Here is a 24,396-nt window from a genome sequence, read left to right as displayed (position 1 = left end):
TTAGTTATATTCAAACTTGATTAATTCAAAGCAATAATATTGAGTCTTAAAAGCTTCTTCTAGATCTTGCATATGACGATTTCTAACATAGTAATCATTAAAAGCCGTTGTTGATTTAAGGATTACCTTTTTGTTGACTATATCTTCCTCTACCACTACTAATTTACCTAATACCCCAAAATCAATATATTGGTTATAACGTTCAATAAGAAATTTTCTTACCTGGTACCATACTGAATCAGGATTTAATTGTTTACTTAATTGCCATAAATAATCTTGTTTTTGATCTTCAATATTATTCTGCTTCGCTTCAAGCTCAGCAAATGGTATGATTTGTAACTGCCCAATACTACTGCCATAGATCATTCGTACTTGCTGGAGTATTTTATCTTTGCTATGTTCTGAAAGCGTAATAGTTTTAAGCAGTTTTATTTGATAGTTATTACCTACTACCCCAATAAAGCAGCAAGAGCTTAATAATTCATAGGCAGTATCATGATCAAAAATACCGACGATTTTACGTTTTAACTGGGCTTGTCTGCTAGTATTGTTACTGCTTTCTATTTTATCTAGATATTGCTCCTTAACTTTATGCACATTGCTAGATTTAAACTGAAACTTCTCACAATTAGCTTGAGTAGTTTCTCTCAGTTCATGAGCTAAAGCTTTAGCCATGTAATTTAAAAACACTTTTTTATGACCAAAATGATGTTCTGGGTATTGTTCAGCTAATTTCAATAAGAGCTTGTTAATAAAAGTAAGATTAAATTCTCGATTTGATTTTATCTGTAATAAATCAGCCTCTTCTTGGGTTAATGGATGGAAATCTGTTAATTTTTTTCTTTTGAACCAGCTTTTATGATTAACGGCATTAATTGATGCATTATTGCTGTTTGATGGTGTAGAGTTATATTTTTTAGAGATTTTATTAATAACTGCTTGTAGTGCAGTATTAATCCGTGTAGCACCTATTGTGATATTAGCACTAGAGAAATTAGTATTATCAGCTTGTTGTTGATCGTTGATTAAGCTTGTTGCCTTGAATTGTAAATTTGTTTCAAGTTGTTGTTCTTGTAACTGAGTTTGGTTATTGTAATTAGATTCATTTTTCTTATTTTGAAAAATTGTAAATCTGTTAGATCTAGATTTATTAGATATATTTTTATTATTATCTATATATAAGTAGTTGGCGAAATTTTTTTCAGGTTGACCTGAAATTTCTTTCGGGTTGGAGCGAAAAATTTTTTGTGTATGGCTGAAAATTTTTTCATTTTCAGCTGAAGATGTATGATTATAAGGCTGGAAATCTTTTGCTAATTTTATACAAGGAGTGTTACGACATTTGATACCATATTTAATTACTGTTGTGGTAGAAAGATTGATGAACCCGGATTGTTCTAGTTCGAGTAGACATTGTCTTACTCTTCGTTGACAAACTCCTAGAGATTCTTCAAAGAAATGATAGGTTTCCTGGAGTTCGTCGATAGAATTGTTATAATAGATTTGTAAGCGGAAGACTATCAGGGATAAGAGCTGTCTTGAGGTTTTACTTAAGATTTTACCATTATTAGAGGTCAGATTATTCCATTCAGGTGGAATAAAATTACCGACAAAATTGTAGAATATAACAGAGCTATTATCACTATTGTTAATATTTAACTTATTATTAGAGTTAGAGGTGGAAAAAGAGGAGAATATATTATGCATAATATTTCTCCTGAATATCAGTTATAGAAGAGATTTGAAAGCAATTATAGCTCTGATAACTTAATCTCAAAGGAGAATATAAGGAGCATAAGAATTTTTTGATAACAATACTAAACTGTGTAAGACCTAGAGATAAGGTGGTGGGCGATGGGGGAGTCGAACCCCCGACCTTTACGATGTCAACGTAATGCTCTAACCAACTGAGCTAATCACCCTTAGAGCCTATCAGTAAATAAATTTTAAATTCTATATTTATTGCATAATGTACTAGATTTCAAGCTTTATTTCCATTATTTATAATATTTTATTATTTAGTCTATATAATTTTATGGTGGATTTAAAAACTAAAGCCTTTGATATTTCTCAAAATTTTACTATTTCCCTTGACGGTCCTGCTGCTTCAGGTAAAGGGACTATAGGTTTAATATTGGCAAAAAAATTTTCTCTTAAATATTTTCAGTCAAGTATTGTTTATAGGCAGCTTGCTTTTGACTGTATTAATCAAAAAATAGATGTTACTGATATAGATGCAGTAATTGCTTTATCTAAAGAATTAAAGCTCGATAATAATTTTGACTTAGAAAATGAGGATATAGGGAATATAGCCTCGCAAATTGCCGTAATAAGCGAAGTTAGAAATAATCTAAATAAATATCTGATTAATCTAGTAAAAACAACGCCAAGAATCATTATGGAGGGTAGGGATATAGGTACCGTTGTTGCACCTGACGCCGATTTAAAGATTTTTATCACTGCAAATCCTCAAATTAGGGCTGAAAGACGATATAAGCAGTTGCAAGCAAAAGGAAAAACATGTATACTCGATGAGATTTTACGGCAAATAATCTTGCGAGATAAAAGAGATAAAGAGCGAAAAGCCGCACCGTTATTACCGGCTTCAGATGCTTTAATTATCGATACTTCAGAGCTTTCAGCTGTAGAAGTCGTAGAAGAAGTAACGAATTACATAAAGAATAAGATAACTTGAAGAAGTGCTAGGTTATTTTATTCGATTTTATGGTGTTGTTGCGTGGCTATTATGTCATTCCCGCATGGCATTACCCGCGTGGATTAATTTCACCTCTGTCACGTGGCTTGACCACGGGATCCAGTTAAAAATACTAAAATTATTAGTATTTTTTATTGTTTTTATGGATCCCGTGGTCAAGCCACTAGGTGACACACGGTGGGTTTTACCGATCCATGCGGGAATGACATAAAACACTTTTTTTAGCCGTGCAACAGCATACCATTTTATTAACCTTTTAAAAAAATTTTATTAGTTTAGGCTTTGCGAACATTGAGCCTAAGCACTTTAGCTAATATTACGAGAAAAATATGTCAATAAAACTAAAACAACGATTTGTTCCACAACTTGCAGCAATTAATCACGAATTTGAAGAAGATTTTTCTAAAATGCTTGAAACCGTTGATACAAGTCATATAAAAGAAAAAACGGTAGTTAAAGGTCAAGTAATCGAAATAAAAAACGATATGATTATTGTTGATGTTGGATTAAAAAATGAAGGTAGAATACCTAAATCTGAATTTTTAGCTTTACCTGAAGTTGGGGACGTAGTTGAAGTTTTCATCGAGAAAATTGAGGGACGTAACGGCAGAACGATATTGAGCCGTGAAAAAGCAGTTAAAGAAGAATTATGGGGGCAACTAGAAATTATGTGTTCCAAGGGTGAATTTGTCGACGGTACGATTTTCGGTCGTGTGAAAGGAGGCTTTACCGTGGATTTATCAGGTGTAGTAGCATTCTTACCGGGAAGCCAAGTTGACGTTAGACCTATTAAAGATCCTACTTCTATAATGAATATTAAGCAACCGTTTAAAATTTTAAGCATGGATAAAAAGCTTGGTAATATAGTAGTTTCAAGAAGAGCTATTTTAGAAGAATCACGTTCCGAAGCTAGAGATGAGATGCTATCTAAAATTAAAGAGGGCATGGTGTTAGAAGGAACCGTAAAAAATATTACTGATTACGGTGCATTTATCGATCTTGGAAGTGTTGACGGTTTATTACATTTAACCGATATTTCTTGGGGAAGAGTTAACCATCCTTCAGAAGTATTAGAATTTAACCAAAAGGTTAAAGTAATGGTTATTAAGTTTGATGAAAAAACCAAAAGAATATCACTTGGTATAAAACAACTTGATTCTAACCCATGGGAAGCAATTAAAGAAGAATTCCCCGTCGGTAAAAAAATGACCGGTAAAGTTACAAATTTTGCTGATTACGGCGTATTTATAGAATTAAGAGACGGACTTGAGGGACTTGTTCATTCAAGCGAAATTAGTTGGTTAAAATCTAATCAAAACCCTAGAAAAACGCTAACTATAGGGCAAGAAGTAGAATTCGTAGTTTTAGAGGTCGATACTGAAAAGCATCGTGTTTCTTTAAGTATTAAACAATGCCAAGAAAATCCTTTAATAAAGTTTGCTGAAAATAATCCTGTTGGTACTATAATTAAAGCACCGATTAGAAATATTACGGATTTCGGTATTTTTGTTGCACTCGGTAATAATATGGACGGCATGATTCATGAAGGTGATATTAGCTGGGAAGATAAGGGAACAGATTTATTAAAATCATACAAGAAAGGTGACGAAATAGAATGCAAAGTTCTAGCCATTAATATTGAAAAAGAACAAGTTAGCTTAGGTATAAAACAATTGTCGCCTAATCCATATCAAGAAATCAGTGACGAATATAAAAAAGGCACAATAGTTAAAGCCCTTATAACAGAAGTTAAAGATGATGGACTCAAAATACTATTAAACAATAAAGTAGCAGGTTTTATTAAAAGAACTGAACTATCGGATGAAAAAGACGAGCAGAAGCCTGAAATGTTTAAAATAGACGAAGAAATAGAAGCAAAAGTTGTTTCTATCGAGAAATCAACCGGTAGAATTTTATTATCGGTAAAAGCTCATAAAATAGCAGAACGTCAAAAAGCTCTCAAAGAATATGGTTCTAGTGATAATACCACCAATATGGGAGATATACTTGCTAATGCTTTAGAAGATAAGAAGTAGAAGCTTTTTTTCCAATTTGTCATACCGTGGCTTGACCACGGTATCCAGTTTGAAATGTTAAGTTATTTTTTGGATACCGTGGTCAAGCCACGGTATGACATTTTAATATAATTTCAGGAGAAAATATTAATGTCGTATGTACCTATAGTAATTGAACAAACATCACGCGGTGAACGTGCTTATGATATATATTCAAGATTGCTAAAAGAACGTATAATCTTTGTATGTAGTACTGTTGAAGATCATATGGCAAACTTAATCGTTGCACAATTATTGTTTCTTGAAGCAGAAAATCCTAAAAAAGATATATATATATATATCAATTCCCCCGGAGGAGTTGTAACCGCAGGGCTTGCTATTTATGATACAATGCAATATATAAAGCCTAAAGTAGCTACATTATGTATAGGTCAAGCTTGTTCTATGGGTTCACTTTTACTTTGTGGAGGCGAGAAGGGAATGCGTTATAGTTTACCTCATAGCCGTATTATGATCCATCAACCGTCAGGAGGTTATAGAGGACAAGCTACCGATATAGAAATTCACGCTCAAGAAACCCTAAAAATCAAAAGGTTACTTAACGAATTGTATAGTAAACACACTGGACAAGAGTTAAAACATATCGAAAAAAGTATGGAACGTGATAATTTCATGTCACCGGAAGAAGCAAAGAAATTTGGAATAATCGATAATATAATTTCTTCTAGAGATGCTATGACAATGTCAGCAAAATAAAGAATTGGTATTGCTAACTAAATATAGATTCGTCATTGCGAGCTGCGACGATCTATCTATACTTAGTTAGCAATGCTTAAAGAATTTTATAAAAAAATCTTATAGATTTAGTTTTATTATTATAGTATAAGAGAATTAATTTGTTATTGGGGTCATAGCTCAGTTGGTAGAGTGCTTGAATGGCATTCAAGAGGTCGAGGGTTCGATTCCCTCTGGCTCCACCATGTCTTATTTCTATTTCAATTTATAAACACTTCAAACAGTAAACATATTATAAACTAAGGACTTTTTACTCTTCAAAAAAGTTAGATAATATTCAATCTTTATCATAATTCCTTTTTAGATTAGTTTTAACTTACTTAGTGAATTAATTAAGAGGCTATAAAATGAATAAAGTAATTACACAATTATCAGAAATTAAATTAGTTGGTATTACAGCCCGCACCTCAAACGCCGCAGAAATGAACGCTGATACTGCAAAAATAGGGACAACAATGCAGCAATTTTTTGCAAGCAAATTATAAGATAAAATCCTAAATAGAAAAACTCCGAAAAAAGTTTTTGCAGTTTATACAAATTATGAGAGTGACGCTACCGGGGAATATACTTACTTTCTTGGAGAAGAAGTTACTTCTTTTGAGAATATAGATAAAGAATTTTCAACTCTTACTATTCCAATGCAAACTTATGCAAAATTTACATCAGGTCCCGATCAAATGCCTAAAGTCGTTATTGATATGTGGCAAAAAATATGGAATATGAATACGGCAATGTTAGAAGGTGAAAGAGCTTAATAGCTGATTTTGAAATATATGATGAAAGAAGTAGTAATCCACATAATGCTGTAGTTGATATTTATATTGGTATTAAAAAGTTAAACTAGGCTATATGCTTTATCGGCAAGTTTCAAAAATAACTCATTTTCTATTCCATCCTCAAGATTCCAACAGATATTTTCTCTATATCCATAATAAATGCACATACTTCATTTATAGGATATCCAATTACTCCTTTAGGGTCAATTACTACCCAATGCTTACCATTTTGTAATATATTCTCATGATGTAAATCACCGTGAATTAAAATTTGAGGCTCAGTATTTTGAAGAAGCTCATCTCTCAATTTTCTTGCCTTTTGTAAGTAAGTTTTAGGTAAATCCCATTCTTTATCCAAAGCTTTCAGCTGATCCTTGATATTAGGAAAGTGATGAATTTCTGGTATAGATGCTCTGTGCAGCTTGCTCATAACAGAACAAGCTATAGCAATTTTGTTATCTGATGAATATTCTTTTAAAGAAATACCAGGAACGGCTCGCTCAAGCAGTAAAGCTTTATCTTTTTGGGCTAGAATAGTTGCAGCACCAAACCCTGAAAAAACTTTTAAAGCCTCCGCTTCGTTTGTTAGGTCTTTAGCAGTAAAGCTTAGCTTCAGTATAATGGGCTTATTATTTTGATAACCAGATAAAACATAATTGAAAGATACATTATCTATAGCTTAAGGTTAGACAAATTCCATTCTTGAGCTAATTTTGATACAATTTCAGGTAGTTTTTCAAGCCAGATTTCCCCTTGCTCTTTATATATACTAATTATATTATTTCTAAATCTATCCATGTTATAGATTATATATGAATATACATTTCGAGAAAGCTAATTTAACTCATATTATTTAATAGTAAAAATTTATGGATAATTTATTTCAAGCAATCATCGGTACGCCTTTTTGGGTTTGTGGCATCTTTATCTATGTATTGTTTGTTGGATTCAAAGCAGCACATACGCAAGTTACTTCTCTTTCAAGACTTTTTATTATTCCTGCTATTTTAATTGGAACAAAGCATCAATTATTTCTTTCAGGCAATAGCTTTAATATCATAATTTACTTATTATTTATAACTATTGGTTTTGGCATTGGAGTTTTGATTGGATATAAAACCCCTATAAAAATCAAAAAAGATTTAAAATCTATTGAATTACCTGGGTCTTATTCCAAACTTATTATATTACTTGTATTCTTCTTCGTAAAATATAGTTTTGGTTATATGGAAGCTGTTAATTTAGAATTAGCTGTTAAATATTCATTCTTTGAGATTTCGCTTAGTGGCTTAATTTCAGGATATTTTTTAGGTATGTCTTCCTGCTATATGTGTAGATTCTATAAAGAAAAATAAAAACAATATGATTGGTATTCTAAAGCAAAACATTTTAATTCGCAACGCTAATAATAACGATATTTCTGCTATGGATTGGTCTTTTATAGGAGAGCAGTTAATCGAAAAAATTAAGCCTAGAGCTAAAAGCAAAGGGGCTAGTCAAATATTAGTAGTATGCGGTGCACATGACGAACCTAAACGTCAATTTTTAAGGGAACTTGGACTAAATGTCGCTTCAGAATGGTATATAAGCTCTATATGATTAAGCCAATAATATATTTTAAGCTAATCCTTATTATCATTTTTCTAATTAGCTGTCAAAGTAGTAGCCATAAAAACGATGATCTTAAATTTATTTATAATCAAATCCAAGAGAATCATCCTGGGATTTTTAATGAACAAGACCCTAAATTTAAAGAAAATTTAGAACTTAATTATAGTAAAACACAAAAGACTATTTCAAAAATATCTAATATCACAGGGTATAAGCAAATTATCAAAAACTTTGCAAACAGTTTTAATGATACTCACCTTAGCATTCATTGGTTTGATGAAATAAATAATTCGCCTGTACCCAAATCGTTTCAAATTAGTAATTTTTATAAAAATTCTGTTTGGATAACTTTGCCTACTTTTGATCTAAACGAAAAACAACGAAAAGAATTTAGAGTAATACTTAGATCGCTAAAAAGTTTTAGAAAGGAAAATATTATAATATTTGATTTAAGAGGTAATCAAGGCGGCAATTCTGATTATGGCAGTCAAATTATCGATAAGTTATTTGGACAAAAATATGCAGAATATAAAAGAAATTTAGCTAATAAAAATACTTATGTAGATTGGCGAGTAAGCCCTAGTAATTTAGAGCATGTTAAAAATATCTATAATCAATATAAACTACCTTTTCTTAAAAAAACTGTAGCTGGTTTAGAACAAAAATTAGCAAAAAATGAACCTTATTACAGAGAAGTATTATTTGATAAATCATTAACTGCTAATACTCTTTTGCAAAATCCTGTTAAAGCGAAAATTATTGTGATTATTGATAAAAAAAACGTAAGTGCTGCTCTTGATTTTATTGATGAATTGAAAATAATGTCATCAAATGTAATTTTAGCAGGGAAAACAACCAAAGCTGATAGATTATATATGGAAGTAAGAACAGTTAAGTTACCAAGTAATGCAGGCATATTTTCTTTTCCTATAAAGGTTTATAGAAATAGAGAACGCAGAGATAATGAACCTTATGTACCTGACTTTGAAATTGATACAAAAAATACATCAAAATTAGAAGAATTTATTATTAAAACGTTCTTTTAAATATATTTAAGGAAATAAGTAGCATAGAAACAGCTCAAGAACTAAAAGGATAAAAAAGATAGTTATGAACATAAGCTTTACCCCGATTTCTACTTCTCATTTTTCGCTTCTTTTAAAATGGTTAGAAATGCCGCATGTAAAGCTATGGTAGGATGAGGGTATAAAGTGGAGTTTAGAACTAATCGAACAAAAATACTTAAGCTATGTCAGAGGGTATAAGCTAGAAAATAATAGATATCTTTCCAAACCAGCTTATAGAGAGGAATTTAAAGGAGACACTTCACCTCGCACCGCAGCGTATATAGACAATCGCACAGATGCGAGTCTAGGCTCGACATCTAAATTACCTCTAGAAGCGAAGTTTGAAAAGATATCTAATGAGCCTAAAAATATACAAGCTTATATTATAGAAGCAGACCGTACTCCTATAGGATATATCCAAATTTATAATGCCTATGATTTTGAGCGTTCAAGCCCCTTAATAAACTTACCTTCAAAACTTGTAGCAATCGATTTCTTTTTAGGGGAAGTTGAATACTTAAACAAAGGAATTGGACTACTTGCTTTAAAAAATTTTTTAGATAAGAAATATACTCATATAATGTTAAGAGTAAAAAATGATTACTAATATTAAATATGAAATAGCTACAATTGAAGATTTACCAGTTATAAATAAATTATATGATAAAGTCGGATTTGTACATTCGCATCCTAATAAAGATATTGTGATTATAGGAAAAAACAATGATGAAATTATTGCTTTAGGTAGAATTGTCAGAATTAATCCCTATAATGCAGAGCTTGGCGGGATGTATTTAAAAGATGAGTGGAGAGGTTATGGTATAGCTAATTCAATTGTCTCTAGGCTTTTAGAAAATTCCAAAAATTATCAACTCATTTTTTGTTTACCGTTCCAAAGATTATTAAATTTTTATATGAAATTTGGGTTTATTAAACCAAAATAACATATTATACCCGTTGAAATTGCTGAAAAACATAAATGGTGTAATAGTGAATATACTGAACCGGTAGAGCTGTTAGTCTTAGATTTTAAGCACCTTAACTAATAATATAGCAATTGCTTTTAAGTACATTTGATATATAATTGTCTTTACTTAAAAATAAATACTTTACGATATGGAGATAACATGAGCTTTGAAAGTAAATTAGTTATTATTGTAAATAAAGATATTGAAATAGGTGTTGCTATGAATGCGGTAGCACATTCTTCTCTTGCAGCTGGTGCTTTGCTTGGTAAATCTACTTGTTTCTTACAACCTAATGTTGATGCAAGCGGTAATAATTGGCAAATTTCAGGAATGCCATATATAATCTTACGTGGAAAATCAAGTGAGATAAAAAAAGCTATTCTCGCAGCAAAAGAATCAGAAGTTATGCAGTTAGCATTTACAGACAGTATGACTGGCGGAACATATTTAGAGCAAATAGAAAATATTGCAAAGAAAACAGAAGAAGAGCATGTCTACTATTCGGCTGTTCTCTTCGGAAAATGGGATGTGGTTTCTCAAATAACAAAGAAATTTTCATTGTATAAGTAAGAAGTCATATTATATAGAACTAAGATAAAAGGTTTTATGACATTCCAATACAAACTCGTTGACTTAATACATACGCTTGATAGCAACATTCCAACTTGGAATGGGGGCTGCGGTTTTCATCACGATCTGCATTTAGATTACTCTGATTGCAAAGGTGAGTATAAATTCCGTGTTATGAAAATGCGTATGCATGCCGGTATTAGGACTCATATGGATGCACCAAGCCATTGATTTTAGGCGGAAAATCTATTCATGAATTTGAAGTAAATGATTTAGTAATGCCATGTTTTGTCATCGATGTTTCGGGTAAAGCACATGAACATTACAGCGTAACGCCTGAAGATATTGCAGCTTTTGAATCAAGTTATAGCACTACAATTAGCCAAAATTCATGCGTAATGATCAAAACCGGCTGGGAAAAATTTTGGACTGAACCTGAAAAATATCATAACAATCATCTCTTTCCTTCTGTATCTGCTGAAGCAGCCGATTTATTACTTAAACGCCGTGTAGCAGCTCTAGACATAGATACCTTGTCACCAGACTATCCGGAAGATGGATTCAAAGTTCATAAAGTTTTTTTAGGAAACAATAAGATACTAATAGAAAATGTAGCAAACTTAAATAATATGCCATCAATTGGCAGTTATATTATGTCTCTTCCTATCAAAGTGAAAGACGGAACGGAAGCACCGATAAGATTAATTAAGAAATAAGTTACCCGATTATGTTTACATCCATCCCCATAATTTCCGAAAATAAATTTTGTTCATATTCCGATAACTCTTCTATTTCTTTCATTGTATAAGCTTTTCTAGAAAAAGCTTTAGAATCCCATATTACTAATTTTGTATACCATATTTCAAGGTCTTTTATATTAAGCGGCTTATTCTTATCATATCCATAATAAACTCCGGCTCTATCTTGTATAGTTTGCTTAAATTCATCTAATTCATCATAAAATTTATAGAGATAATTCTTGTATAATTCTAAAGGTTTTTTCCCGTGCGGTAGATTAATTTTTGTGTTCGCTCCTTGTTCCTTTAATAAGTAGCAAATTTTTAAATGTCCATTCTTAATTGCTGCTATAAAAGGAGGAGTAGAGCCAAAATTAATATCAGCTCCTTTACTTAATAATGCTTCAATAATTTCTACACTACCTACAGATGCTGCTGTTGCTAAAGGAGAATAATGATATATTGGAATACCGCTACTACTTATCGTTACAGGTTCAATATTAATTTGAACATTATTTTGTTCTAGCAGAAATTCAACTATTTGTAGATTTTTTTTACTAGCGGCACACTGTAATAAATAACCTTTGCTTAATACTTTGTTCTGAATATCTTGCGGAGCATCATAAAAAAATTGTATAAATAAATTGAAATTACCGGATATGATAGCAACTTCTATGGAGACTTCAAAATCAACAGCGACTCCTTTAGTCATAGATGTCAATACATTAAATATATTTACATGATTATTTTTTATTGCATAATATAAAGCTGAGTTTTTTATATCATTATCGTAATAATTTAATTCATCTTTATTAAGAATAGGGGTAAGTTTCAGAACCATATCAACTCGTCCACATCTAGATGCTTCTATTAACGTAGTAGTTTCAGGATTTAGCCCTGAAGATATAGCATGTGGCTTAAAGTCATATGCTAACAACATTTTAAGCATTGCAAGATTACGTTTTAAAACAGCTACTGAAAGCAACGAATAATATACTTCATAATATGTTTCCTCAGGGTCACGATCACGAAGATCTCCATTAAATTTTTGAAACTGATTTGCTTCAATTAATTTTAAAATAAGAGAAACTGCTTCTTTTTCATTATTATTCCATACTGCACTACATAAAGCTTTTTCATCAGCTGTTTCAGCAATATAAAATTTTTGGTTATTTGAGAGTGGCATAAAGAATTATTTTTTACTAACTTAGGCTCTGTGAACATTTCTAAAAAGATCTAATTTTGGTTATTTTTTGCTGCAAATTATAAGATTTTTTTGAAATAGGACTAGCTATTCCAGCAAAAATCTTATTAATTTTCGCTAAAAAATCCCTCAAAATAGCAAATCAATTAGAAATGTTCACAGAACCTAGGCAATATATCTTATAATTTGTGTATTTCTTAAAGCCTAATTTTTCAGCAAGTGAAGTTGCCATAGGTGAAGTTTGAACCACTGCTTTATCTACTCCCATTTCTTTTAATATTTTAAATCTAGCTCTATATAAATCGCTTGCAAGACCACGATTTCTATATTCCGGCATCGTTGAATCATGATAAAAAGCTGCTATGCCATTTGCAAAAGTTATAGAGGCAGTTGCAACAATTTTATTTTCTTCATATGCTGCAAGTGGAATAAAAATTTTATTATCTCCAATAAATTTTGATAAATTATCAAAATAAACGTCATAAACATCATCACTAAATCCAAATGATCTAATTAATACTCGGATCCATTCCTTATATTCCTCTATTTTAGTAATAATTTTAATATTTTTATTATCTATATTTGTTCAGAATAATCTTTAAGCTCATAAACCATTCCAATCGCATCAAAATCAGTATATTTATCGTTTTGGAAATGCTCAAGCATTTCCGATGATAGATTCTTTTCATCAACCCACCAAGCAAACGGTAAATTTTTAAGTTTAAATATCTCTTCCATTCTATCCATTTGAGCTACCTTCACTTTATCAGGCAGTACAATCATATTTCATACTGGATGATTGCACCCTGTATGTATCTGATGATAATTTATTCCATCTATTTGTCGTTCTTGTAGCCCGAAATATCTAAATGTGCCTATTAAACTTTGATCTATTAAATCAGCATTGTTACTCATAAATTTATCTGATTATATTAATTATATACCAAAAGTTATAATAAGAATTCAGAAATAGTCAAAGAAATATATTTTGCAAAGCTAGAAATATTAATATAGATTAAGTACAAAAAGGAATTAGTGAGTAAAATGCTGAAAGAACAGAATTTAGACATAGAAAGAAAACAAGATCATATTGAAATTAATCTTACGAAAAACGTTGAATCTACGCTTAAAAGCGGTTTTGAATCTATTCAATTTATTCACAACGCATTACCGGAAATTAACTACGATAGCATAGATACTACTAGCACTTTCCTTGGAAAATCTTTGCAAGCACCTATTCTCATTTCTAGTATGACCGGAGGTACGACTAGAGCCGGAGATATTAACTATCGACTTGCACAGACCGCTCAAAAAGCCGGAATCGCTATGGGAATTGGCTCTATGCGGGTTTTGTTAACGAAGCCGGATGCGATCAAGACATTTGCGGTAAGGGATGTTGCTCCCGATATCCCATTACTCGCCAATATCGGTGCAGTGCAACTTAATTATGGAGTGACACCTAAAGAATGTCAGTATTTAGTAGATACTATTAAAGCCGATGCTTTAATCCTCCATCTGAATATATTGCAGGAGCTAACGCAGCCGGAAGGTAATAGAAATTGGGAAAATCTTTTACCTAAGATAAGAGAAGTGGTTAATTACCTCTCTGTCCCTGTAATCGTTAAAGAAGTAGGATATGGTTTATCTAAAAAAGTTGCTGAGAGTCTTATAGAGGTAGGGGTTAAAGTTCTTGATATTGCAGGAAGCGGTGGAACATCTTGGAGTCAAGTAGAGGCTTATCGTGCTACAAATTCGTTACAAAATCGTATAGCTAGTAGCTTTATTAACTGGGGAATCCCGACTTTAGATTCTCTTAAAATGGTGCGAGAAGTTTCAGGAAATATTCCGATTATTGCCAGCGGCGGGTTAAAATCCGGCATTGACGGGGCAAAAGCAATCCGTATGGGAGCTAATATTTTTGGACTTGCCGGTCAATTTTTAAAAGCGGCAGATATATCAGAAAGCTCGGTTTCCGAAGAGATACAATTAATAATCGAGCAGCTTAAAATTACCATGCTATGCACCGGATCACGCACTTTAAAAGATTTAGCAAAAGCTGAGATTAGGTTGTAGTAATTAATACACTACAATAGCATGATGCAAAAACCGCCACATATTTTGGATTAGAGGATAATCAACAAGTGTGGCAGGAATTCAATCATTTTTTTATAAAACCGTTACTTGTCACATACATCATTCCATCAACGGTATGATCACCTAAATAATATTCAATAGGTGGATATCCAATACTCCAATCACTAGCATCAAGCATAATAGGCACAAGAATTTTTTTGAAAGAAATTTTAGAAAAATCTTCGACTTCTACAGGTGAAAAAGGAGAATTGAACTCCTGAATACTATAATTATCTCCTTGAACTACTCCGCAACTTTGACATGTGGACATAAAATATCGCACATTCACTGTAGCAGAGTAATTTATAGCATAATTATTAGTATATTTTAATATTTCTGAATAAGCAGACGAAGAAATATCTTGTATATAGGAAATAATTGAAACATAATCCATATAATCAAATACCAGTTTACTTACCTTACTACTATCTTCTGCTATGTCACTTTCTTCATCATTTAATACTTCAAAATCTTCAGGCAATACAATAGCATTAATTTTAGTATTTTTACCACACTTAAAACATTGATGTTATGTTTGTGCTAAGTAAAAATATGGAGCTTTTAAGTTAAATAATGATACGAGCGGTAACCATCTTGCAAAAAAATCTATATTTACACCGCTAGGTACAAACCAACTCTTCTCCGTCGAATCCCATTTAGCTCCAAAGCGTTTTGCTTGGTCTTTTTCATGATAAGGAACATTTAAATATGTTTTTTGATTAGAAGTTAGAATTTTACTTTTTTTTAAATAATCTTTCACAACATTTTATAAATATTTTACCTAAAAAAGTTAAAAACTTTATAAGCAAAAAGCAGAACTTAGCCAGGAGTTCTATTATAGTCATCATAATATATATTTAAATAATTTCAGTATTTATGTTTTATACTATTCTTAAAATATATTCAATTATTAATTACTGTCATAACTCTTTTCTTAAATATAATTTAGCCATTTCTCCTGAATTATAATAACCAAGTTTTTCATAAAATATATGAGTCCCATCTTTTGCCCTGCGAGTACCAAATACAAGATCGATAATTACAGGGCTATATTTTTTTGCTATTTCTTCTAAATATTCTATAAGCTTTTTACCTATTTGCCTCCCATGATAATTTTCATCAACAATTAATGCTTCAATATGAATTCTAGTTTTATCTGAAACAAAAAGCAGCGATTTAGACCAAGCGATAAGACCAACTATTTTATTATTTAGCTCAGCTACGGCAATGCCATATCCTTTTACTATTTATAAAATTCTTAAATCGCATTATTAACTCTTCAGGGCTTGCAAGGTAACCTAGTTGGGACATTAACGGTAAAATATCTAGTATGTCACTAATAGTTGCCAAACGTATATCTAAATTATTCATAATTACATATCACTCTCAAATCCTTGCATTAGATTCAGCTCAAGCCATTTTGGAATAAGGCTAATAAAAGCTTTGGGACGTAAATCGATATCTTTTAGCTCCAATAAATTAACCCATAAAAATTTGATATGATCTTCTAGAGAATTTACCGATTCCTTACAGCTTAAATTCTCCAATTGTACTTCAAAAATCAGGTTATACTCATGTGTGTGGCAAACTTTATTATCATCTCCAGGCTCGAAAACGCATTCAAAGGCTCCTAAAAATCTTCTTATTTTCCCTTCAATATTTGCTTTTTCCAATAATTCACGTAGCAATGCACTTTCTGCTTTTTCCTTATGCTCTATATGTCCTTCGGGTAAAAAATAGAAATTCTGTTTTAAATTTTTGCTTTTACATAGCAATATATGATTTGCGTTGATTTATTACTCCTCGACTTAGAATATGTATTTCTTTACTCATTAACGCAACCTATTCACTTGCTCTAAAATCTTCTCTGCTACAGCATTTGCTGTTAGATCACTAACATCTATTTCTAACAAATGAGGATGCGTTATATTAATTAACTCTGTATTTCCTTCAATTCGTAGGGATTTATAACACAAAGCTCTTTTAGAATTTGCTATACGTCTTTTATTTTCTTCTAATGTCATTCCCGCGGAAGCGGGAATCCAAAAAAAAGTATAAATACAACAAATTTTTGAAATTAAAAGCTCGATTTATCTCGCTTTATGCTGGATTCCTGCTTTCGCAGGAATGACATTGAACACTTTTCTAGAACCATGCAACAACACCCCCCTTCCGCGGGAATGACATTGAAGTCATATAATAAAACTAACAGTGCAAAAATAGGATTATTAATTAACTGATTATCACATATAATATAACCGCTTTTGCTAAGCTCTTTCGCTATAGTATATTTACCCGTTCCGGGCTTTCCTATTAAATAGATGATGGTTATCATGTTATTATTTCAATTTTGGCACTGGAAAATTGCGTATTCTAGGATACATGTGAGTATGTAGTACTCTTATAACCACTATACCTTTTTCTTGTTTTATATAATAAATAATATGTTTTCTTATAAAAGCTAAGTAAATTTGGGTATATATCAGAACGTAACACGCCTATATTAGGATTAATACTTAAATCAAGCGTTTTTCTATATATTTCATCTAAATATTTTAGAGTTGGTTGTCTTCCCCAATTCTTTAAACTATAATCCGCGATGTCTTCGATGTCACGTTTGGCACTATCGGTAAAATCACATTTAACCATTAATCTTTCTATTTATACTATCAAAAACACTTTTATATGAATGAGTTTTCCCCTTTCTTAAATCGTCCATTCCTTCTGCAATAGCAATTTTTAATATTTGTTTTTTAAAGGCTTCAAGCTCCTGAAATTCTTTATTAGAAATAATTACCGCTATAGGCTTACCGTTTTTAATAATACTAATAGGCTCAGTTTGAGCTTTAATAAGCAATTCCCCAAATTCTCGCTTCGCTTCAGTTGCATTCAATTGCTCCATATAAATTGACCATTTTAATTATTTTAATCAATTAAATCATAAATTTTTAATATAATCAACTTAAATTAATGTAGTTTGTTTACTCTTAAATCTTTCTTCTAGCTCTTTATCTAAAAGATAAATATGTTCTTTTTCGAGTATCTCATAGCGTAATTGTTCTTTTTCTTTATCAAGGATAGGTAAGGGGGCTATTTTAGCAGCTCCGTAATGAATGCCTTGAAAACCAATATTTAGCTCATGACAAAACTTTTTAACCGATTTAAGATATTCTAAATCATCGTCAATAAAAATAATCTTTTTAAAATGTAAATTAGATTTTTTAAGAGCAGCTTTAAGTACTAAACCTTTATCTGCAAGAGCCGTTAAAATAACTCCTGATTTTAACATAGGGATACCGCTTTTATTTTTAAGTTCGGGAAAAATCATGTCTTCTTTAAAGGGCGAAGTATTAATAAAAGTGATATCTACTTGTTTTAAACCGACAAACCTAAGATTTTCCATTTCAGCTATTTTACCATACTTTCCTGTCCACCACCCACTTAAAGCAATCGCCGGAATATTTCGTTGTTCTAAGTTTTTGATTAACCCTTTCATATTTGAATTAACCGGCTGAACTGTCCGCCTTTCAAAAACGCAGCTATATAAATATGTAAGTTCATCTTTTGAATATCGCTCTTTTAGCTGTTTAGTTAGTTCTTTTCTAATCGGAGCATTAACAGCAAATTCGTCCGTTGGCATCATTAACACGTCATCTACATCAAAAATAACTAAAGTATCTTTGTCGGCTTTGTTTACACACTCTTCTATTACTTTAAAGTCATTAGTAGGAGTGATTCCAGCAAAGCAGCTATAAGATAAACAAATTAAGCTTAAGAGTAGAGTTTTTAAAAGTTTCATAATTTATTTTAATTTAGGAAGTGGAAAAAATCTTAAAATCTACATATATTATAAATTATTGCTTAAATAGCATAAAACTATCTTATAATCAATTGCAAATAGTTTTTTATTACTATATTTTTATATCAAAAATAGAGAGATAATTATGAAAAAATATTATTTATTTTTTAGCCTATTATTAATTATTTGCCAAGCTAGTACAGTTTCGGCATTAAATAACAAAGCTGACAATTATTATAATGAAGGGGTTGATTTATATAAGTTAGAGAAATATGAGTTAGCACTTGAAGCTTTTAACTTAGCTATTAGATTAAATCCTAAAAATTCTAAGGCATATAACTATAAAGGATTAGTTTTAGATAACATTGGTAAATATGATGAGGCTATCGAAGCATTTGACAAGGCTATTGAATTGAACCCTAATAACTCAAAAGTATATTATAATAAAGCTATTACTTTAGAGAATTTGGGACGAAATAACTTAGCTATTGAATTTTATAATAAAGCTATTGTTTTAGACCCTAACGATTCTGGATTATATGTTAATGAAGCTATTATTTTAGCTAAATTAGGTAAAAATGATTTAGCTCTTGAATCATTTAATAAAGCTATTGAATTAGGACTCAGTAATTCTCAATTATATGTTGATAGAGCTATTGTTTTAATTAAATTAGGTAAAAATAATTTAGCTCTTGAATCATTTAACAAAGCTATTGAATTAAATCCTAAAAACTTTAAAGCTTATTCTGACAAAGGACTCTTATTAGCTAAAATAGGGCAGTATGAATTAGCATTAGAAGCTTATAATAAAGCTAACGAATTAAACCCTAATGACTATATTGTACAGCAAAACAGAAAAATATTGTCCAAACATATTAAATAATTAACTTTAATGCTTCTACATTCGTATCTCTAAGTAGCGGTAAATTTTGCTTTATCTTATCGTCATTCCAATCCCACCATTTAATCTGTAATAATTTTGCTATATCATCATCGGAAAAACGTTTTTTAATTAATTTAGCAGGATTACCGCCCCAAATTTCATAAGCTCCGATATTTTTTATTACTAAACTTCTTGCTCCTACTATCGCACCATCGGCAATTTTAACCCCCGGTATAATCATACTTTCGGCACCTATCCAAACATCATTACCAAGAACAGTATCACCTTTAAGTCTATAAGCTTTAGGCGGGATGGTTTCATAATTGTCAAAATCTTCGTCAAAAGAATCAAGGGGGGGGGGGGTAAGATGCTATCCAATTATAATTATGTCCTTGCGTTCCACCCATCATAAATTTAACGCCGGTAGCAATTGAGCAAAATTTACCGATAATAAGCTTATCAATTTCATCGGGCTTATAACGATTATCCTCTGCATCTAAGTACATAACGCAATCATCAAATGTAGTGCCGTGATAATAACCTGAATAATAAGAATAATCGCCTGCTATAATATGCTTTGATTTAACATGCTCTATATATTATGGTTAATTATTAAACAAATAATTTTATGAACTTAAGTAATAACTCCATTAGGCTTATGCGTTGCACGCATTATAATGAGTGGAAAGAATATCATCGTATACGAACTGAGCAAATCTTTGATACAATAAACGTAAAATATGATTCTAACCATCCAACTATAACGGCAAAAAATCATTATCATTTTGTGCTATATAAAGGAGTTAAAATCGTTGCAACTGCTCATATAGAATTTTAAAATGAAAATGAATCGGCACTAAGGTCACTTGCAGTAGATAAGCCTTATCAAAACCAAGGATTCGGTAAATATACAATGAAACTTCTAGAGAAATGGTTAAAACAAAGAAATATCAACATACTAAAAATGCATGCAAGATTAAATGCTGAATCTTTTTATCGTAAATTAGGATATATTGATATGGAATTTAACGATGTTTCGATACATAAAAATTATATAGATTTAGGAAAAATATTGTAGAGTATGAAAATAGAAAAAATACCGCCGGAACTTGCTGAAGATTTATGCCGCAAGCTTACAGCTGATTTACCTGAGTATTTCGGTTTACCTGAATGTAATGAGCAATATACTTTAGGGATTCGTTCTCGTACCAATTTTGCAATAAAAATAGAAGAAAAATATGTAGGCTTACTAAGTTTAGAATTTCCATATCTTAGTAAGAGAAAAAGTATCTATGCACAAGAAAAGAAAGCAGAAACTTTAACTATTGAGACGCTTGCTTTAAAAGAAGCAGATGAGAATTATTTTAAAACTTATAAATTTTATGAAGCTTGCGGTTTTAAACCTTTATTTAATCTAAAGCCACAAAACTATGAGTGGAATATGGTTTATATGGTTAAAGATTTAAATACTAGAAATCCTCTACAAAATTTAATTCTGCTTGAGAAAGACGCACGAAGCTATGGCTTTGATTGGCCGAATCATGAGATGATTTTAGAGCAGGCTATAGATGAGTGCAGAGAGATAAAAGAAGCTATTGACGATGCCGAACCACCGGAAAGAGTGCAGGAAGAAATAGGGGATTTGCTCCATACGGCAATTTCGTTGTGTATTTTTTCAGGGTTTGATGTTGAGGAAACACTTAGCAAGACAAATGAAAAATTTGAGAAACGTATGAAAGCAATAAAAATGCTTACTGAAAATCATAATTTGCCGAATCTGCAAGGACAATCCATAGAATTTATGCTGAAACTTTGGAAAGAAGCAAAAGAGATAAATAAAAAAAGATAATAAAAATATGAAAATTATAACATATGAAGAATTTGAACAAGTGGCGTTACGTTCCGGTACAATCACCAAAGTAGAAGAGTTTCCAAGAGCTAAAAAACCGGCTTTTAAAGTTTGGGCTGATTTTGGGAAAGAAATCGGGATACTACAAACTTCGGCACAAATAACAAAACATTACACACCTGAAATCTTAATAGGTAAGTCCATTGTCGGCTGCGTAAATTTAGGTGAGAAAAATATAGCGGGCTTCTTATCTCAATTCTTATTAGTAGGTTTTCCGGATAACAATAACGATATATGATTAGTTAAAGCTGATCCTAAAGTACCCAACGGTCAGAAATTATGTTAAACCCTAAAAACATTCTCAAATTAACAGTTTTTCTTAGTATATTTTCACTTATTTTATACGGAGTAAATTTTGCTTTGCATTGGCATAATCCCGAAGTAAATAATGAAGTAGCCTATGATATAAGAAATTGTTTATATAAGAACGCTCATAACAGCCTACAGGTTAATTCTATGAGGTGCTGTCTCACTAAGTGTGTAAATTTCTAGGATAGGTTATATTAACAATAATATAATTTATCAGGAATAACATGAGTAACAGTAACCAAGAGAAGATAAAACAAGCAGTAGATTTGCTAATAGATAAAGATACTGATTTAACGAGTTTTTTTGCCAAAGACGGGATATTAAAGCAGTTAACTAAAAATATATTTGAAAGAGCCTTAAAAGCTGAGATGGATGAGCATCTTGTCTATAACAAATATGGCAGGATAGAGACTGACAATAGTAGAAATGGTGTATGCAAAAAAAGCCTAATTACTGAAGGTGGAGTATTGGAACTTGAAGTACCACGTGATAGAAATGCTGAATTTTCTCCTGTACTAGTGCCAAAGCGTCAGACTAGGATTGATGGATTAGATCAGAAGATATTATCCTTATATGCTAAAGGGATGAGCCTCTCTGACATTAAGATTCAGATTCATGAGCTATATGGTGCAGAGAACAGTGAAAGCCTTATTAGTCGGGTTACCGATAATGTTATGGATGAGGTCAGGAGTTGGCAGAATAGGCCTCTGGAAGCCATATATGCTATAGTATATTTTGATGCACTTATAGTTAAAGTACGTCAAGATAAGAGAATTATCAATAAGGCAGTATATGTAGCTTTAGGTGTAGATTTAACCGGAAGGAAAGATATTTTAGGCTTGTGTATTAGCGAGAATGAGGGAGCTAAATTTTGGTTAAATAATTTTACTGAAATGAAAGACAGGGGATTAAAAGATATCTTAATTGCTTGTAGCGATAATCTAACGGGCATGAGTGAGGCGATATCTGCAGTATATCCACAAACTGAGCATCAGCTGTGCATTGTACATCAAATCAGAAATAGTTTGTCATATGTAAGCTATAAAGATCGTAAAGAACTTGCAGCAGATTTGAAGCTAGTATACAGCTCTATCACTGAGGATGAAGCACTTACTGCCTTATCTGATTTTGATATGAAATGGGGCAAACAGTACCCACATATTGCAAAATCATGGCAAAATAATTGGCAGAATTTGATAATTTTTTTACAATACCCAGAAGTGATTAGGCGTATCATTTATACAACCAATGCAATCGAAGGTTTAAATAGTCAATTACGCAAGGTTACTAATAACAAAAGGGGTTTTCCTAACGACGACTCTGTATTTAAGACTTTGTACTTGACAATTGACTATATTACGCGAAAATGGAATATGCCTATCCAAAATTGGGGAGAGGCCATGGCTCACTTTTTGATAAAATTTGAGGGGCGAATTTAATGCCTATTTTAGAATTTACACACTTATATATCCAGAGCCTTCTATGGGAAGTAGCATTCGATATTTCCTATACCCCAAATGCTGAAAAAAACTGTGTTAGCCCGACTTTTCCGGCTATTCATATTAAAACTGGCGATGAGCATAATGCTTGGCTTCACATAGTTCGTACTGATTGCTCGGATAAGGAATTACAAGAGTTTATAGACGGTGATATAAAACTCAATTACCCGTTTTATACTTTAGAACAAGATTTTTATGATGCACCATTATGGCGTTATACGCTTTTCTCTAAACCTTTATCTTACTGGTTCGGTCACGTTTATGCCGTTAAAGTTGACCACGCACATAAAACAATAAAAGTTATAGGCGGTATCAAATGGGGGTTTAAGCTCTCGTATTTTCCCATTAAGCCGCAAATGATTTTACCATCGCCACTTAATTTAAAAGATTGGCAAGAGGACTTAAATATTTTTAAAGAAGAATTAAAAGGATATACAATGAATTAAACTATAAATTTCAGTTGTAATTTCCTCGCAATGACGTAACTTTTTCTAGGCAATGCCCAGTATAACTCAATAATGTCCTTTACAGCTCTCTATTTCTATAAGTTTAATTTCTAAATTAACAGAATAAACTAACCTATGTTCCTGTTCTATTCTTCTAGACCAAGAACCATTTAATTTATATTTCAAAGGTTCAGGTTTACCTTTGCCATCATAGGGAGTTGAAACAATATTATCTATCAATATCGTTTAGTTACTTTTGGGTTAGTACGTTTCCAAAATCGTAATTGCTCAAGTGCTTTATTAGACCAAATGACTTTCAATCCCTTTGCCTTCTTTTAGTTCTTTTTTTGCTTCTAAAATTTCATTTGTAACATCTTCAGCAGGAACGCCACTATCATAATTCATCCACCATTGATCTTCAGCATTTTCCATTTGCTGAATGTCATCCTCTGTATCAATAAAATATAATCTTTAATATCATTTACTATATTAGCTTTAAAAAATTCCTGTATTTTTTCTTTAGTAATAGTATTATCGCTACTCTCTATAGCTTCGTGCCAAATAGAATGCTTATGTGTTAAATTACGTAAGTAACGTGCTGAATGTTCACCATATAAGGAAAATATTTTATACATTAAGTTTTTTTGTTGCTCAGTATAAATATCAAAGTCCATTTCACCAGGAGCTGCAATTGGACCATCTTTTAAGCTACTAAAAGGTATACGTAGTTTTGGTGCTACCGGTCCATGTTGCCATGCTTCAATCTCTTCTTCAAAAAGTGGCTTATTAAATAAAGCAAGATGAACGCCTTGAGCAAAATATACAAGTTTCTGTAGTTTTAATTGGCTTATAATATCTCCTGCTTCTCTATCTACTAGAACTAAAAAATAATTTGCTACATCAAAACAACTAAGTGCTTGTTCTTTTTGTTTAGTATTCATAATTATAAAATTCTTATT

The 24,396-nt window shown here is 31.4% G+C and carries 36 protein-coding genes, 2 tRNA genes and 5 pseudogenes; 23 read left to right on the top strand and 20 right to left on the bottom strand.

Annotation, left to right across the window (positions count from 1 at the left end; genetic code table 11):
* A complete protein-coding gene (locus tag AC5587_RS04520) occupies nt 1-1,707 on the bottom strand; it encodes a hypothetical protein (protein WP_499161894.1) in 1,707 nt (568 codons plus the stop codon).
* Nucleotides 1,708-1,845: 138 nt separating this feature from the next.
* Nucleotides 1,846-1,922 (bottom strand) — tRNA-Val (locus AC5587_RS04515).
* Between the two features lie 113 nt (nt 1,923-2,035).
* Here AC5587_RS04515 and cmk point away from each other — a divergent pair.
* The 7 genes from cmk to AC5587_RS04480 all read left to right on the top strand — a co-directional run bounded on the left by cmk (nt 2,036) and on the right by AC5587_RS04480 (nt 6,281).
* On the top strand, nt 2,036-2,695 hold the full coding sequence (gene cmk, locus AC5587_RS04510; protein WP_499161892.1) for a (d)CMP kinase: 660 nt from the start codon (nt 2,036-2,038) through the stop codon (nt 2,693-2,695).
* A 4-nt stretch (nt 2,696-2,699) separates the two neighbouring features.
* Nucleotides 2,700-2,927 carry a hypothetical protein gene (locus AC5587_RS04505; RefSeq protein WP_499163033.1) on the top strand — a complete coding sequence of 76 codons (228 nt, stop codon included), beginning with the start codon at nt 2,700-2,702 and terminating at the stop codon, nt 2,925-2,927.
* A 118-nt stretch (nt 2,928-3,045) separates the two neighbouring features.
* Complete coding sequence (locus AC5587_RS04500; protein ID WP_499161890.1) at nt 3,046-4,752, top strand: 30S ribosomal protein S1; 1,707 nt, start codon at nt 3,046-3,048, stop codon at nt 4,750-4,752.
* 129 nt (nt 4,753-4,881) lie between these two features.
* Nucleotides 4,882-5,487 carry an ATP-dependent Clp endopeptidase proteolytic subunit ClpP gene (gene clpP, locus AC5587_RS04495; protein ID WP_041079150.1) on the top strand — a complete coding sequence of 202 codons (606 nt, stop codon included), beginning with the start codon at nt 4,882-4,884 and terminating at the stop codon, nt 5,485-5,487.
* A 148-nt stretch (nt 5,488-5,635) separates the two neighbouring features.
* Nucleotides 5,636-5,711: transfer RNA gene (locus AC5587_RS04490), tRNA-Ala, on the top strand.
* A 162-nt stretch (nt 5,712-5,873) separates the two neighbouring features.
* Nucleotides 5,874-6,011: a hypothetical protein gene (locus AC5587_RS04485; RefSeq protein ID WP_499161888.1), complete on the top strand. Its 138-nt coding sequence runs from the start codon at nt 5,874-5,876 to the stop codon at nt 6,009-6,011.
* A gap of 6 nt (nt 6,012-6,017) precedes the next feature.
* Nucleotides 6,018-6,281: a GyrI-like domain-containing protein gene (locus AC5587_RS04480; protein WP_499162992.1), complete on the top strand. Its 264-nt coding sequence runs from the start codon at nt 6,018-6,020 to the stop codon at nt 6,279-6,281.
* Nucleotides 6,282-6,411: 130 nt separating this feature from the next.
* On the opposite strand, the gene AC5587_RS04475 is transcribed toward AC5587_RS04480, so the two are convergent.
* Nucleotides 6,412-6,918 (bottom strand): aminoglycoside phosphotransferase family protein, encoded by a 507-nt coding sequence (locus AC5587_RS04475; RefSeq protein ID WP_499162991.1) that lies wholly within the window; start codon nt 6,916-6,918, stop codon nt 6,412-6,414.
* Between the two features lie 253 nt (nt 6,919-7,171).
* On the opposite strand from AC5587_RS04475, the gene AC5587_RS04470 reads away from it, so the two are divergent.
* From AC5587_RS04470 to AC5587_RS04435, 8 genes and pseudogenes are all read left to right on the top strand, one after another.
* Complete coding sequence (locus tag AC5587_RS04470) at nt 7,172-7,657, top strand: hypothetical protein (RefSeq protein WP_499161887.1); 486 nt, start codon at nt 7,172-7,174, stop codon at nt 7,655-7,657.
* 7 nt (nt 7,658-7,664) lie between these two features.
* Nucleotides 7,665-7,901 carry a hypothetical protein gene (locus AC5587_RS04465; protein ID WP_499161886.1) on the top strand — a complete coding sequence of 79 codons (237 nt, stop codon included), beginning with the start codon at nt 7,665-7,667 and terminating at the stop codon, nt 7,899-7,901.
* Entirely contained in the window at nt 7,898-8,959 is a 1,062-nt protein-coding gene (locus AC5587_RS04460) for a S41 family peptidase (protein ID WP_499161884.1), read from the top strand. The genes AC5587_RS04465 and AC5587_RS04460 overlap by 4 nt, the downstream gene beginning before the upstream one ends.
* Before the next feature lie 232 nt (nt 8,960-9,191).
* Nucleotides 9,192-9,365: pseudogene (locus tag AC5587_RS04455) on the top strand (palindromic element RPE1 domain-containing protein); the annotation flags it as partial.
* A 211-nt stretch (nt 9,366-9,576) separates the two neighbouring features.
* The gene (locus AC5587_RS04450; protein ID WP_499161883.1) at nt 9,577-9,924 is read left to right on the top strand and encodes a GNAT family N-acetyltransferase; all 348 of its coding nucleotides are present in this window, start codon (nt 9,577-9,579) and stop codon (nt 9,922-9,924) included.
* Nucleotides 9,925-10,107: 183 nt separating this feature from the next.
* The gene (locus AC5587_RS04445; RefSeq protein WP_499161881.1) at nt 10,108-10,518 is read left to right on the top strand and encodes a DUF2000 domain-containing protein; all 411 of its coding nucleotides are present in this window, start codon (nt 10,108-10,110) and stop codon (nt 10,516-10,518) included.
* 36 nt (nt 10,519-10,554) lie between these two features.
* Nucleotides 10,555-10,749, top strand: coding sequence for a hypothetical protein (locus AC5587_RS04440; RefSeq protein WP_499161880.1), 195 nt, complete (start codon nt 10,555-10,557; stop codon nt 10,747-10,749).
* Entirely contained in the window at nt 10,746-11,234 is a 489-nt protein-coding gene (locus AC5587_RS04435) for a cyclase family protein (RefSeq protein WP_499161878.1), read from the top strand. The genes AC5587_RS04440 and AC5587_RS04435 overlap by 4 nt, the downstream gene beginning before the upstream one ends.
* 1 nt (nt 11,235) lies before the next feature.
* On the opposite strand, the gene AC5587_RS04430 is transcribed toward AC5587_RS04435, so the two are convergent.
* The 4 genes from AC5587_RS04430 to AC5587_RS04415 all read right to left on the bottom strand — a co-directional run bounded on the left by AC5587_RS04430 (nt 11,236) and on the right by AC5587_RS04415 (nt 13,374).
* Nucleotides 11,236-12,441 (bottom strand): ankyrin repeat domain-containing protein, encoded by a 1,206-nt coding sequence (locus tag AC5587_RS04430; protein WP_499161876.1) that lies wholly within the window; start codon nt 12,439-12,441, stop codon nt 11,236-11,238.
* 160 nt (nt 12,442-12,601) lie between these two features.
* Nucleotides 12,602-12,910, bottom strand: coding sequence for a GNAT family N-acetyltransferase (locus AC5587_RS04425; protein ID WP_499162990.1), 309 nt, complete (start codon nt 12,908-12,910; stop codon nt 12,602-12,604).
* A 125-nt stretch (nt 12,911-13,035) separates the two neighbouring features.
* Entirely contained in the window at nt 13,036-13,242 is a 207-nt protein-coding gene (locus AC5587_RS04420) for a hypothetical protein (protein WP_499161874.1), read from the bottom strand.
* 3 nt (nt 13,243-13,245) lie between these two features.
* Nucleotides 13,246-13,374, bottom strand: coding sequence for a hypothetical protein (locus tag AC5587_RS04415; protein WP_499161873.1), 129 nt, complete (start codon nt 13,372-13,374; stop codon nt 13,246-13,248).
* 129 nt (nt 13,375-13,503) lie between these two features.
* Between AC5587_RS04415 and fni the strand changes: the two genes are divergently transcribed.
* Nucleotides 13,504-14,532 carry a type 2 isopentenyl-diphosphate Delta-isomerase gene (gene fni, locus AC5587_RS04410; protein WP_410527771.1) on the top strand — a complete coding sequence of 343 codons (1,029 nt, stop codon included), beginning with the start codon at nt 13,504-13,506 and terminating at the stop codon, nt 14,530-14,532.
* A gap of 85 nt (nt 14,533-14,617) precedes the next feature.
* Here fni and AC5587_RS04405 read toward each other — a convergent pair whose 3' ends face one another.
* From AC5587_RS04405 to AC5587_RS04365, 9 genes and pseudogenes are all read right to left on the bottom strand, one after another.
* On the bottom strand, nt 14,618-15,073 hold the full coding sequence (locus AC5587_RS04405; RefSeq protein WP_410527770.1) for a hypothetical protein: 456 nt from the start codon (nt 15,071-15,073) through the stop codon (nt 14,618-14,620).
* Nucleotides 15,074-15,121: 48 nt separating this feature from the next.
* Nucleotides 15,122-15,352 carry a DUF5710 domain-containing protein gene (locus AC5587_RS04400; protein ID WP_499161871.1) on the bottom strand — a complete coding sequence of 77 codons (231 nt, stop codon included), beginning with the start codon at nt 15,350-15,352 and terminating at the stop codon, nt 15,122-15,124.
* 160 nt (nt 15,353-15,512) lie between these two features.
* Nucleotides 15,513-15,963 (bottom strand): annotated as a pseudogene (locus AC5587_RS04395) (GNAT family N-acetyltransferase).
* Between the two features lie 2 nt (nt 15,964-15,965).
* Entirely contained in the window at nt 15,966-16,367 is a 402-nt protein-coding gene (locus tag AC5587_RS04390; protein ID WP_499161869.1) for an NUDIX domain-containing protein, read from the bottom strand.
* A 57-nt stretch (nt 16,368-16,424) separates the two neighbouring features.
* Nucleotides 16,425-16,616 (bottom strand): hypothetical protein, encoded by a 192-nt coding sequence (locus AC5587_RS04385; RefSeq protein ID WP_499161867.1) that lies wholly within the window; start codon nt 16,614-16,616, stop codon nt 16,425-16,427.
* A 53-nt stretch (nt 16,617-16,669) separates the two neighbouring features.
* On the bottom strand, nt 16,670-16,927 hold the full coding sequence (locus tag AC5587_RS04380; RefSeq protein ID WP_499161866.1) for a hypothetical protein: 258 nt from the start codon (nt 16,925-16,927) through the stop codon (nt 16,670-16,672).
* A 38-nt stretch (nt 16,928-16,965) separates the two neighbouring features.
* Nucleotides 16,966-17,241, bottom strand: coding sequence for a type II toxin-antitoxin system RelE/ParE family toxin (locus AC5587_RS04375; protein WP_499161864.1), 276 nt, complete (start codon nt 17,239-17,241; stop codon nt 16,966-16,968).
* The gene (locus AC5587_RS04370; RefSeq protein WP_499161862.1) at nt 17,234-17,494 is read right to left on the bottom strand and encodes a type II toxin-antitoxin system prevent-host-death family antitoxin; all 261 of its coding nucleotides are present in this window, start codon (nt 17,492-17,494) and stop codon (nt 17,234-17,236) included. The genes AC5587_RS04375 and AC5587_RS04370 overlap by 8 nt, the downstream gene beginning before the upstream one ends.
* A gap of 60 nt (nt 17,495-17,554) precedes the next feature.
* Complete coding sequence (locus AC5587_RS04365) at nt 17,555-18,391, bottom strand: DUF2608 domain-containing protein (protein WP_499161860.1); 837 nt, start codon at nt 18,389-18,391, stop codon at nt 17,555-17,557.
* Between the two features lie 145 nt (nt 18,392-18,536).
* Here AC5587_RS04365 and AC5587_RS04360 point away from each other — a divergent pair, with 145 nt between their 5' ends.
* Nucleotides 18,537-19,274, top strand: a complete 738-nt coding sequence (locus AC5587_RS04360; RefSeq protein WP_499161858.1) for a tetratricopeptide repeat protein — start codon at nt 18,537-18,539, stop codon at nt 19,272-19,274.
* On the opposite strand, the pseudogene AC5587_RS04355 reads toward AC5587_RS04360, so the two are convergent.
* A pseudogene (locus tag AC5587_RS04355) lies at nt 19,267-19,870 on the bottom strand (CatB-related O-acetyltransferase). The gene AC5587_RS04360 and the pseudogene AC5587_RS04355 sit on opposite strands and share 8 nt — an antisense overlap.
* 62 nt (nt 19,871-19,932) lie before the next feature.
* On the opposite strand from AC5587_RS04355, the pseudogene AC5587_RS04350 reads away from it, so the two are divergent.
* The 6 genes and pseudogenes from AC5587_RS04350 to AC5587_RS04325 all read left to right on the top strand — a co-directional run bounded on the left by AC5587_RS04350 (nt 19,933) and on the right by AC5587_RS04325 (nt 23,437).
* Nucleotides 19,933-20,352 (top strand): annotated as a pseudogene (locus AC5587_RS04350) (GNAT family N-acetyltransferase).
* A 468-nt stretch (nt 20,353-20,820) separates the two neighbouring features.
* A complete protein-coding gene (locus AC5587_RS04345) occupies nt 20,821-21,123 on the top strand; it encodes a MazG nucleotide pyrophosphohydrolase domain-containing protein (RefSeq protein ID WP_499162989.1) in 303 nt (100 codons plus the stop codon).
* 7 nt (nt 21,124-21,130) lie between these two features.
* Entirely contained in the window at nt 21,131-21,421 is a 291-nt protein-coding gene (locus tag AC5587_RS04340; protein ID WP_499161856.1) for a tRNA-binding protein, read from the top strand.
* A 41-nt stretch (nt 21,422-21,462) separates the two neighbouring features.
* Nucleotides 21,463-21,642, top strand: a pseudogene (locus AC5587_RS04335) (hypothetical protein); the annotation flags it as partial.
* Nucleotides 21,643-21,716: 74 nt separating this feature from the next.
* Nucleotides 21,717-22,931 (top strand): IS256 family transposase, encoded by a 1,215-nt coding sequence (locus AC5587_RS04330; protein WP_499161854.1) that lies wholly within the window; start codon nt 21,717-21,719, stop codon nt 22,929-22,931.
* Entirely contained in the window at nt 22,931-23,437 is a 507-nt protein-coding gene (locus AC5587_RS04325; RefSeq protein ID WP_499161852.1) for a hypothetical protein, read from the top strand. Before AC5587_RS04330 ends, AC5587_RS04325 begins: the two co-directional genes overlap by 1 nt.
* A 66-nt stretch (nt 23,438-23,503) precedes the next feature.
* Here AC5587_RS04325 and AC5587_RS04320 read toward each other — a convergent pair whose 3' ends face one another.
* The 3 genes from AC5587_RS04320 to AC5587_RS04310 form a co-directional block, all read right to left on the bottom strand.
* Complete coding sequence (locus AC5587_RS04320) at nt 23,504-23,623, bottom strand: type II toxin-antitoxin system YoeB family toxin (protein ID WP_499162988.1); 120 nt, start codon at nt 23,621-23,623, stop codon at nt 23,504-23,506.
* A gap of 114 nt (nt 23,624-23,737) precedes the next feature.
* A complete protein-coding gene (locus AC5587_RS04315; protein ID WP_499161851.1) occupies nt 23,738-23,869 on the bottom strand; it encodes a hypothetical protein in 132 nt (43 codons plus the stop codon).
* The gene (locus AC5587_RS04310; protein ID WP_499161849.1) at nt 23,839-24,378 is read right to left on the bottom strand and encodes a Panacea domain-containing protein; all 540 of its coding nucleotides are present in this window, start codon (nt 24,376-24,378) and stop codon (nt 23,839-23,841) included. Before AC5587_RS04310 ends, AC5587_RS04315 begins: the two co-directional genes overlap by 31 nt.
* Nucleotides 24,379-24,396: the final 18 nt, after the last annotated feature.

The organism is Rickettsia endosymbiont of Hedychridium roseum, assembly GCF_964028255.1.
Classification (GTDB): domain Bacteria; phylum Pseudomonadota; class Alphaproteobacteria; order Rickettsiales; family Rickettsiaceae; genus Rickettsia; species Rickettsia asembonensis.
The sequence above is the reverse complement of the archived record's forward strand: the minus strand, read 5'-3'. Positions and strand labels throughout refer to the sequence as shown.

What these genes read in the sequence shown, in the direction of transcription:
- AC5587_RS04520 (WP_499161894.1), bottom strand. Translation starts at nt 1,707, where the DNA reads ATGCATAATATATTCTCCTCTTTTTCCACCTCTAACTCTAATAATAAG.
- cmk (WP_499161892.1), top strand. Translation starts at nt 2,036, where the DNA reads ATGGTGGATTTAAAAACTAAAGCCTTTGATATTTCTCAAAATTTTACT.
- AC5587_RS04500 (WP_499161890.1), top strand. Translation starts at nt 3,046, where the DNA reads ATGTCAATAAAACTAAAACAACGATTTGTTCCACAACTTGCAGCAATT.
- clpP (WP_041079150.1), top strand. Translation starts at nt 4,882, where the DNA reads ATGTCGTATGTACCTATAGTAATTGAACAAACATCACGCGGTGAACGT.
- AC5587_RS04485 (WP_499161888.1), top strand. Translation starts at nt 5,874, where the DNA reads ATGAATAAAGTAATTACACAATTATCAGAAATTAAATTAGTTGGTATT.
- AC5587_RS04470 (WP_499161887.1), top strand. Translation starts at nt 7,172, where the DNA reads ATGGATAATTTATTTCAAGCAATCATCGGTACGCCTTTTTGGGTTTGT.
- AC5587_RS04465 (WP_499161886.1), top strand. Translation starts at nt 7,665, where the DNA reads ATGATTGGTATTCTAAAGCAAAACATTTTAATTCGCAACGCTAATAAT.
- AC5587_RS04460 (WP_499161884.1), top strand. Translation starts at nt 7,898, where the DNA reads ATGATTAAGCCAATAATATATTTTAAGCTAATCCTTATTATCATTTTT.
- AC5587_RS04450 (WP_499161883.1), top strand. Translation starts at nt 9,577, where the DNA reads ATGATTACTAATATTAAATATGAAATAGCTACAATTGAAGATTTACCA.
- AC5587_RS04445 (WP_499161881.1), top strand. Translation starts at nt 10,108, where the DNA reads ATGAGCTTTGAAAGTAAATTAGTTATTATTGTAAATAAAGATATTGAA.
- AC5587_RS04440 (WP_499161880.1), top strand. Translation starts at nt 10,555, where the DNA reads ATGACATTCCAATACAAACTCGTTGACTTAATACATACGCTTGATAGC.
- AC5587_RS04430 (WP_499161876.1), bottom strand. Translation starts at nt 12,441, where the DNA reads ATGCCACTCTCAAATAACCAAAAATTTTATATTGCTGAAACAGCTGAT.
- AC5587_RS04420 (WP_499161874.1), bottom strand. Translation starts at nt 13,242, where the DNA reads ATGATTGTACTGCCTGATAAAGTGAAGGTAGCTCAAATGGATAGAATG.
- AC5587_RS04415 (WP_499161873.1), bottom strand. Translation starts at nt 13,374, where the DNA reads ATGAGTAACAATGCTGATTTAATAGATCAAAGTTTAATAGGCACATTT.
- fni (WP_410527771.1), top strand. Translation starts at nt 13,504, where the DNA reads ATGCTGAAAGAACAGAATTTAGACATAGAAAGAAAACAAGATCATATT.
- AC5587_RS04385 (WP_499161867.1), bottom strand. Translation starts at nt 16,616, where the DNA reads ATGACATTAGAAGAAAATAAAAGACGTATAGCAAATTCTAAAAGAGCT.
- AC5587_RS04380 (WP_499161866.1), bottom strand. Translation starts at nt 16,927, where the DNA reads ATGATAACCATCATCTATTTAATAGGAAAGCCCGGAACGGGTAAATAT.
- AC5587_RS04375 (WP_499161864.1), bottom strand. Translation starts at nt 17,241, where the DNA reads ATGGTTAAATGTGATTTTACCGATAGTGCCAAACGTGACATCGAAGAC.
- AC5587_RS04370 (WP_499161862.1), bottom strand. Translation starts at nt 17,494, where the DNA reads ATGGAGCAATTGAATGCAACTGAAGCGAAGCGAGAATTTGGGGAATTG.
- AC5587_RS04365 (WP_499161860.1), bottom strand. Translation starts at nt 18,391, where the DNA reads ATGAAACTTTTAAAAACTCTACTCTTAAGCTTAATTTGTTTATCTTAT.
- AC5587_RS04360 (WP_499161858.1), top strand. Translation starts at nt 18,537, where the DNA reads ATGAAAAAATATTATTTATTTTTTAGCCTATTATTAATTATTTGCCAA.
- AC5587_RS04345 (WP_499162989.1), top strand. Translation starts at nt 20,821, where the DNA reads ATGATTTTAGAGCAGGCTATAGATGAGTGCAGAGAGATAAAAGAAGCT.
- AC5587_RS04340 (WP_499161856.1), top strand. Translation starts at nt 21,131, where the DNA reads ATGAAAATTATAACATATGAAGAATTTGAACAAGTGGCGTTACGTTCC.
- AC5587_RS04330 (WP_499161854.1), top strand. Translation starts at nt 21,717, where the DNA reads ATGAGTAACAGTAACCAAGAGAAGATAAAACAAGCAGTAGATTTGCTA.
- AC5587_RS04325 (WP_499161852.1), top strand. Translation starts at nt 22,931, where the DNA reads ATGCCTATTTTAGAATTTACACACTTATATATCCAGAGCCTTCTATGG.
- AC5587_RS04315 (WP_499161851.1), bottom strand. Translation starts at nt 23,869, where the DNA reads ATGGAAAATGCTGAAGATCAATGGTGGATGAATTATGATAGTGGCGTT.
- AC5587_RS04310 (WP_499161849.1), bottom strand. Translation starts at nt 24,378, where the DNA reads ATGAATACTAAACAAAAAGAACAAGCACTTAGTTGTTTTGATGTAGCA.